General features: G+C 69.9%; 5 protein-coding genes. All 5 read right to left on the bottom strand.

The genetic code is table 11. The features are described 5' to 3' along the window. Nucleotides 1-3,512: indolepyruvate ferredoxin oxidoreductase family protein (locus K0M70_RS10995; protein WP_290781903.1), on the bottom strand; the 3,512-nt coding region annotated here is incomplete at its 3' end. Between the two features lie 35 nt (nt 3,513-3,547). Continuing rightward, on the bottom strand, nt 3,548-4,600 hold the full coding sequence (fni, locus tag K0M70_RS10990) for a type 2 isopentenyl-diphosphate Delta-isomerase (RefSeq protein WP_290781902.1): 1,053 nt from the start codon (nt 4,598-4,600) through the stop codon (nt 3,548-3,550). After that, the gene (locus tag K0M70_RS10985; protein WP_290781901.1) at nt 4,597-5,496 is read right to left on the bottom strand and encodes a Brp/Blh family beta-carotene 15,15'-dioxygenase; all 900 of its coding nucleotides are present in this window, start codon (nt 5,494-5,496) and stop codon (nt 4,597-4,599) included. Before K0M70_RS10985 ends, fni begins: the two co-directional genes overlap by 4 nt. Then, a complete protein-coding gene (locus K0M70_RS10980; protein ID WP_290781900.1) occupies nt 5,493-6,650 on the bottom strand; it encodes a lycopene cyclase family protein in 1,158 nt (385 codons plus the stop codon). Before K0M70_RS10980 ends, K0M70_RS10985 begins: the two co-directional genes overlap by 4 nt. Beyond that, nucleotides 6,643-7,403 (bottom strand): squalene/phytoene synthase family protein (locus K0M70_RS10975; RefSeq protein ID WP_290781899.1); only part of this gene is annotated, 761 nt, incomplete at its 5' end. The genes K0M70_RS10975 and K0M70_RS10980, both read right to left, overlap by 8 nt.

Genomic DNA, 7,403 nt, shown 5'->3' with positions numbered 1-7,403 from the left:
CCCCCCCCCCCCCCCCCCCCCCCCCCCCCCCCCCCCCCCCCCCCCGGGCCGGGGGGGGGGTGGGCTGGGGCTAGGGCGCCCCCTGTCCCCCCCCCCCCCCCGCTATGGGGGCCCCCCCCCGCGGCAATCTCCGCCGCCAGTTCGACGTTGCCGTCGTCCAGCGTGCCCAGCAGTTCTTCCACGGTGCGCGCGTAGTCGGTGATCAGCTGGCGCTCCATGCGGCGCTCTTGGGTCTTGCCAAACACGTCGAAGGCACCGCCGCGCAGGAACTTCAGGCGCTTGATCAGCTTGAACGCCGTGAAGATCCACGGCCCGAACTCGCGCTTCACCAGGTGGCCGTCGGCGTCGCGCTTGGACAGCATCGGCGGCGCCAGGTTGAAGTGGATCTTGTAGTCGCCGTCGAACTGCTTTTCGATGCGCTTGATGAACTCGCCCGACGTGTACAGGCGCGCCACTTCGTACTCGTCCTTGTAGGCCATCAGCTTGAAGTAATAGCGGGCCACGGCTTCGGTGAGGGCCGTGGAGCCGGGCGCCTTGCGCGCTTCGGCCTGGCGCACCTTGTCCACCAGCGCCACGTAGCGGCCGGCGTAGGCGCGGTCCTGGTAGTCGGTGAGGAACTTCACGCGACGCTCGATGGTTTCGTCCAGCGTGGTCGACAGCACTTCGTCGTCGAGCGTGGCGGCCTCGGTTTCCACCGGGGCATCGGCCAGGCCGGCGGCTTCCAGTACGGCCTGCGGGTCGATGGCGGCCAGGCGGCCCCAGGCGAACGCGGTCTTGTTCATTTCCACCGCAGCGCCGTTGAGCTCGATCGCGCGCACCAGGGCGTCGAAGCTGATCGGCACCAGGCCGCGCTGCCAGGCCACGCCCAGCATGAACAGGTTGGTGGCGATGGCGTCGCCGATCAGCGCAGTGGCGATTTCGGTGGCGGCGATCTGCAGCGGTTCGCGCCCGCCCATGGCGGTGCGGATGGCGTTGACGATGCCTTCGGCGGGGAACTGCATGTCCGGCATGCGGGTGAACGGGCCCGGCATGGCCTGGTAGTCGTTGATGACGACTTCGGTGCGGTCGGCGCGGATCTTGGAAAGCGCCCAGTAATCGTTCACCACCACCATGTCGCAGCCCAGCACCAGGTCGGCTTCGCCGGCGGCGATGCGCACCGCGTGGATGTCGGCCGGCGTGCGCGCGATGCGCACGTGGGTGGTGACGGCGCCGCCCTTCTGGGCCAGGCCGGTCTGGTCGAGCACGCTGGCGCCCTTGTTTTCCAGATGCGCAGCCATGCCCAGCAGGGCGCCGATGGTCACCACGCCGGTGCCGCCGACGCCGGTGATCAGGATGTTCCAGGGCTGGTCGAGGTTGCCCACCACCACCGGCGCCGGCAGGTCGGCCAGGCGCTCGGCGTTGCCCACGCCCTTGCGCTTGCGCAGCCCACCGCCCTTGATGGTGACGAAGCTGGGGCAGAAGCCCTTCACGCAGCTGAAATCCTTGTTGCAGTTGCTCTGGTCGATTTCGCGCTTGCGGCCAAACTCGGTTTCCTTGGGCAGCACGGCCACGCAGTTCGACTTCACGCCGCAGTCGCCGCAGCCTTCGCAGACCAGCGAGTTGATGGCGATGCGCTTGGCCGGGTCAACGGCCTTGCCGCGCTTGCGGCGGCGGCGTTTTTCGGCCGCGCAGGTCTGGTCGAAGATGATCAGGGTGGTGCCCGGGATGTCGCGCAGGCGCTTTTGCTGGCTGTCGAGCTCGTCGCGGTCGAAGAACTCCACACCCGACGGGAAGATGGACTTGTCGCTCCACTTCTCGATGTCGTCCGACAGCACCACGATCGTCTTGACGCCTTCGCTGCGCACCTGGTGGGCGATGTCGGGCACGGTGAGCGTGCCGTCCACCGGCTGGCCGCCGGTCATGGCCACGGCGTCGTTGTAGAGGATCTTGTAGGTGATGTTCACCTTGGCCGCGATCGACTGGCGGATGGCCAGCGAGCCGGAGTGGAAATAGGTGCCGTCGCCGAGGTTCTGGAAGACGTGCTTTTCCTCGGTGAACGGCGCCTGGCCCGACCACGTGACGCCTTCGCCGCCCATGTGGGTGAAGGTGTCGGTCTTGCGGTCCATCCACGTGACCATGTAGTGGCAGCCGATGCCGCCGAGCGCGCGCGAGCCCTCGGGCACCACGGTGGACGAGTTGTGCGGGCAGCCGGCGCAGTAGTGCGGCACGCGCGGGAAGTTGGCGCGCGGCTGGGCCAGCTCCGACTCCTTGTCGTGCATCCACTGCAGCACGCCGCGGATGTGCTCGGTGTCGTGGAACTTCTGGATGCGGCGGCCGATGACGCCGGCGATGGTGGCCGGGGTCAGCTCGTTGGTGCTCGGAAGCACCCAGTTCTCGAGTTCATCGTACTTGCCGATGATGCTGGGGCGGTGCTCCCAGTTGTACATGTATTCCTTCATCTGGCGTTCGATGAAGCTGCGCTTCTCCTCGACCACGATGATGTCCTGCAGCCCGCGCGCGAATTCGCGGATGCCCAGCGGCTCCAGCGGCCAGGTCATGCCGACCTTGTAGACGCGGATGCCGATGTCCTCGGCCATCTTGCGGTCGATGCCCAGGTATTCCAGCGCCTGCAGCACGTCCAGGTAGCTCTTGCCGGTGGTGACGATGCCCAGGCGCGCCTTGGGCGAATCGAACACCACCTTGTCGATGTGGTTGGCGCGGGCGAAGGCCTGCGCCGCCTTCACCGCGTACTGGTGCAGGCGCATTTCCTGGTTCAGCGGCGGGTCCGGCCAGCGGATGTTCAGGCCGCCCTGCGGCATGTCGAAGTCACCCGGCAGGATGATGTCGAGCTGGTGCGGGTTCACGTTCACCGACGCCGACGATTCCACCGTTTCCGCGATCGTCTTGAAGCCGATCCAGCGGCCGGTGTAGCGGCTCATGGCCCAGCCCAGCAGGCCCATGTCCAGGATGTCCTGCACGCCGGCCGGGTTGAGCACCGGCATCATCGCCGACTCGAATTCACCCTCGGAGCCGTGCGGCAGCGTGGACGAGCGGCAGGCGTGGTCGTCGGCGGCCAGCGCCAGCACGCCGCCCATGCGCGAGGTGCCGGCGGCATTGCCGTGCTTGAACACGTCGCCGCAGCGGTCCACGCCCGGGCCCTTGCCGTACCACATGGAAAACACGCCGTCGTACTTGGCGCCCGGGAACAGGTTGGTCTGCTGGCTGCCCCACACCATCGTCGCGCCGAGGTCCTCGTTGAGGCCCGGCGTGAATTCGATGCCCGACGCGGCCAGGTGCTTCTTGGCCTTCCACAGCTCCAGGTCGAAGCCGCCCAGCGGCGAGCCGCGGTAGCCCGAAATGAAGCCGGCGGTGTTGGCGCCCGCGGCGCGGTCGCGCATCTGCTGCATCAGCGGCAGCCGCACCAGCGCCTGCACGCCGGACAGGTAGATCCGGCCCTCTTCGCGGGTGTATTTCGACTGCAGGTCGTACTCGCGGTCGAGCGTCTGGGGGGCGGGCAGGGTGGGAACGGACATGGGGAGGTTTCCGAGGCTGGAGCAAAGACTCGGAATTATACCTGCCCGGGCCCGGCCGGCATGAAGGTCCCGTCTAGCCGCGGAGCATCACGCAGCGCCGCCAGGTCGCGCGAGCCGGTGGCAAAGCAAGCCAGCCGCAGCCCCTGCTCGAGCGCCGCGAAGTGCGCCAGCAGCGGCTCGATGCCGTCGATGGCGGCCCGTAGGAGCGGCCCGGCCTGGCCAACCAGCTGCGCGCCCAGCGCGATCGCCTTCGCGGCGTCCAGGCCATGGCGGATGCCGCCCGAAGCAATCAGCGGCAGGTCCGGCAGCACCGCCCGGACCTGGCGCAACGCGGTGGCGGTGGGGATGCCCCAATCGCGGTACATCTCGGCCATCTGCGCGCGTTGGGAGTCGTCGGACAGCCAGCCTTCCACGGCGCTCCAGCTGGTGCCGCCGGCCCCCGCCACGTCCACGGCGGCAACGCCGCAGCCCGCCAGCCGTTTTGCCACGGCGCCGGAAATGCCGAAGCCGACCTCCTTCACGATCACGGGCACCGGCAGCTGCGTGCAAACCTGTTCCAGGCGCGCCAGCAGGCCGCTCCAACGCGTGTCGCCGTTGGCCTGCAGCGCCTCCTGCAGCGGATTGAGGTGGATGATCAGCGCGTCCGCGCCAATCATGTCCACGGCCCGCTGCATGTGGTCGGCGCCGTATTCCCGGAGCTGGCCGGCACCGACGTTGCCGTAAAGCGCGGCGTCCGGCGCGATGCGGCGCAGGCTGAGGTCGGTGCCCTGGAACCCCCCCCCCGACAGCGCCACCCGCTGCGAGCCCACGCCCAGCGCTATGCCCAGCGTCTGTGCCGCCTCGGCCAGGACCGCGTTGATGCCGGCCGCGTCGCGATGGCCGCCGGTCATGGAGCTGATCAGGAAAGGCCGGCGCAGGGTCTTGCCCAGGAACCCGACCGACAGGTCGATGTCGTGCAGGTCCACTTCCGGCAGCGCGCAGTGCTCAAAGCGCAGCCCGTCGAAGCCGGCGTCCACCGTCCTGGCGTTGACGGTGCCCGACAGCACGGCCTCGATATGCCCTTGCTTGCGCTGGGACCACTGGCTCATGGACTGGTTCGCCCCCGCTGCTCCGACAGCATCACCACGATCATGTGCGGCCACGTCAGCGCCGCCAGGCCAATGAAGACCATCCGGATGAGGCCGCTCTCAAGGGCCGCCGGCGGGGCGGCGTTGCCGGCAAACCACGGCCACAGCAGCGCGGCGGCCAGCACGGCCAAAGCGGTGTACACCACGGCAACGCCGATCATCCGGCGCCGCTGGCCGGAGTCCGCTGAAAGCACCGCCGTACGCAGGTGCCTGGGGCTGTGCAGGGCGCAGAAATACACCAGGAAAAAAACCAGCGGCGGCAGCAGCCAGGCCATCGCCGCGATGGCGCCCAGCTCGATCGCGGCGGCCGGCGAGCGCGGCAGCGCCAGAAGGGCTGACGCCGCCGCAGCCAGCGCCAGCCACGGTGCGGCCGTGCCAAGCCAAACTGCCAGCACGCGCCCCTGCTCCCCGGACAGCAGCGCGAAGATCGCACTCACGTCCGCAGGCGCGGTCCACGCCGGCAGCGCAAGCAGCGCCAGGCCGCAGACCGCCCTGGCCCACACGTTCAATTCGTTCTGCCAATCCCCGCCGAAGTGCCAGGCCGAGATCGCCAGGAACAGCGCCAGGCTGACGCCGGGCGCCATCTGCCAGAGCACCAGAACGCATGCGGCCAGCGCCACGTACGCCAGGTGAAACGCCGCGAAGCCCGCACGGGTGCGCCACAGGCCGGCGCGCCAGGCCACCCATGGATCCAGCGCGCCGTGCGGCAGGCCGGTCAGCACCACCGCCACGGCCAGCAGCAGGGCCAGCGTCTGGCTGGAAACCGACAGCAGCTCGCGCTGCGCCAGCAGCAGCGCCAGGCTGCCCAGGGCCAGGAAGATCCAGGTTTCCGGCGTGGCCTTCAGGCGCCCCGTCATGTCGATGGCCCAGGGCGCAGCGACGAAGCGTGCAGGGCCTGCAGGAAGGGCCAGGGCGGCAGCGCGGCGATGATGCGCGCGTGGTCGCGCCATCCGCCCCGGTCGGACATGAAGCGCACGAACGCCTCGCCGGGGACCGACGCCGCCAGGCGCAGGAAGAACTCCGGTGACCGTTCCGGGTTGTTGGCCAAGGCGCGCAGGAAAACCCGGTCCATCCAGCCCTGCAGCTTCGGCTCGGCCGGGTGGCCCACCGGTGGCCGGCCCTGCAACAGTTCGCGCGCGCACCGCTCGGCCCACGCCTGGATGCGCACGAAGCCAAACCCCGAAGCGGCCCGCAGTGCGCCTGCGCCCATGCCGGCCTGCACGACGCCGGGAATCGGCACGGACGCGTCCGGGGCGGGCAGGCCCATGGGCAGCACCGCCGCTTCGGTGCGCATCACCTGCGCGTCCGACCAGCCGCGCGACGCCAGCATCTGGTCCAGGTCGGCCGACAGCTGCGCCTGGCCCAGGGGGCGGGTGGAAAAACGCGTGGCCTCCACCAGCGCCCGGGTCGGCGACAGCGGCAGCACGTAGGAAAAAACAAAGCCCAGCGCATCCGAGCGCATGTCGGTCATCAGCTCGACCTGGCGGTCATCCAGGCAGGCCGGGCCAAACCTCAGTTCGCGCCCCGCAAAGCACTGGAACAGGGTGGAGTCGGAGAACCGCGCCGCTGCAGGGGGCCGGGTGTCGATGACGAACGGCGCAGAAAATGTCGCTGCGCCGGTGACCACCGACACTGCGCCGTCATGGTGCTCCACGGCGCCCGCCCGTGTGCCCGTCACGAGTTTGAAATTCGGCTGCGCCTGGATCACCGCCAGCGCTTCGCGATAAAGATCCGATGAGCGGACATACGAATAGCGCCAGCCCTGGGCGCTGTGCGTCACGGGATCGCCGCCATAGCGGGAAAACCGCCAGTGGCTCCAGTGCCGGGCAGCCGCCACGGGCAGGGCCTGGTCGGCGCGCGTCCAGAACGACCAGCTGCGGTCATCGGTGTACTCTTCGCGCGGCTCGATGATGACCACGCGACCCCGGTAGCCACCGCGCGCCAGGCGCGTGGCCAGCGACAGGCCGGCCAGGCCCCCGCCGATCACCACCAGGTTTGCCCGCTCATTCATCCGCGGTGGCCGGCAGATGCAGGGCGTGGTGCAGGCTGGCGTCGTGCCGGGCATTTCGCCGGTGCAGTCGCGGCGAGAACGCCAACGCAAGCACCGCCTGCGTGGCGTGACCCGCCTTCGCCGCCGGCCCGACCACGGCGCGTCGGTCCCAGCTACGGTAGTCGAACGCGGCAATCTGTCCGCCAATGGCCCGATACATCCGGCCTGCCGCCAGGATCCCCAGCCGCGCGCGCAGCGGCAGGAAGGCCAGGCCGGCTTCGCCGCTGGCGTAGTAGCGGTCTGCAAGCTGCAGCAGGCGCCGCGTGGCGTTGCGCAGGTCGCGCTGCAGCGCTTCGCCGGGCGCGGCGATGTTCGCGGCAGCCGCGTCCCCGACCCAGCTCGCGGGCAGATAGCGGCGCCCCATCCGCGCGTCCGTGCCCACGTCACGGGCGATGTTGGTGAGCTGCATGGCGATGCCCAGGTCGATGGCGAAAGGCTGCGCCCGCGGATCGTGCACATCCAGCACCGCGCACATCATGACGCCTACCGTGCCGGCGACCTGGTAGCTGTAGCGGACCAGCGCGGCTTCGTCGGCCAGCCGCACCGGTGCAAGATCGCTCTGCACGCCGTCCAGCAGGGCGTTGGCCGCGGCAAGCGACAGGCCGGTTTCGGCGTGAAGCGCCAACAGCGCCGACGTCCAGGGATCGGCGGCGTGGCCGCTGCGCAGGGCGTAACGCACGCCTTCCAGGGCGGGCCCCGCCCCGCGGGGGGGGG

Source organism: Arenimonas sp., assembly GCF_019459675.1.
Lineage (GTDB): Bacteria > Pseudomonadota > Gammaproteobacteria > Xanthomonadales > Xanthomonadaceae > Arenimonas.
This window is presented reverse-complemented; position numbering and strand designations above follow the sequence as displayed.

What these genes read in the sequence shown, in the direction of transcription:
- fni (WP_290781902.1), bottom strand. Translation starts at nt 4,600, where the DNA reads ATGAGCCAGTGGTCCCAGCGCAAGCAAGGGCATATCGAGGCCGTGCTG.
- K0M70_RS10985 (WP_290781901.1), bottom strand. Translation starts at nt 5,496, where the DNA reads ATGACGGGGCGCCTGAAGGCCACGCCGGAAACCTGGATCTTCCTGGCC.
- K0M70_RS10980 (WP_290781900.1), bottom strand. Translation starts at nt 6,650, where the DNA reads ATGAATGAGCGGGCAAACCTGGTGGTGATCGGCGGGGGCCTGGCCGGC.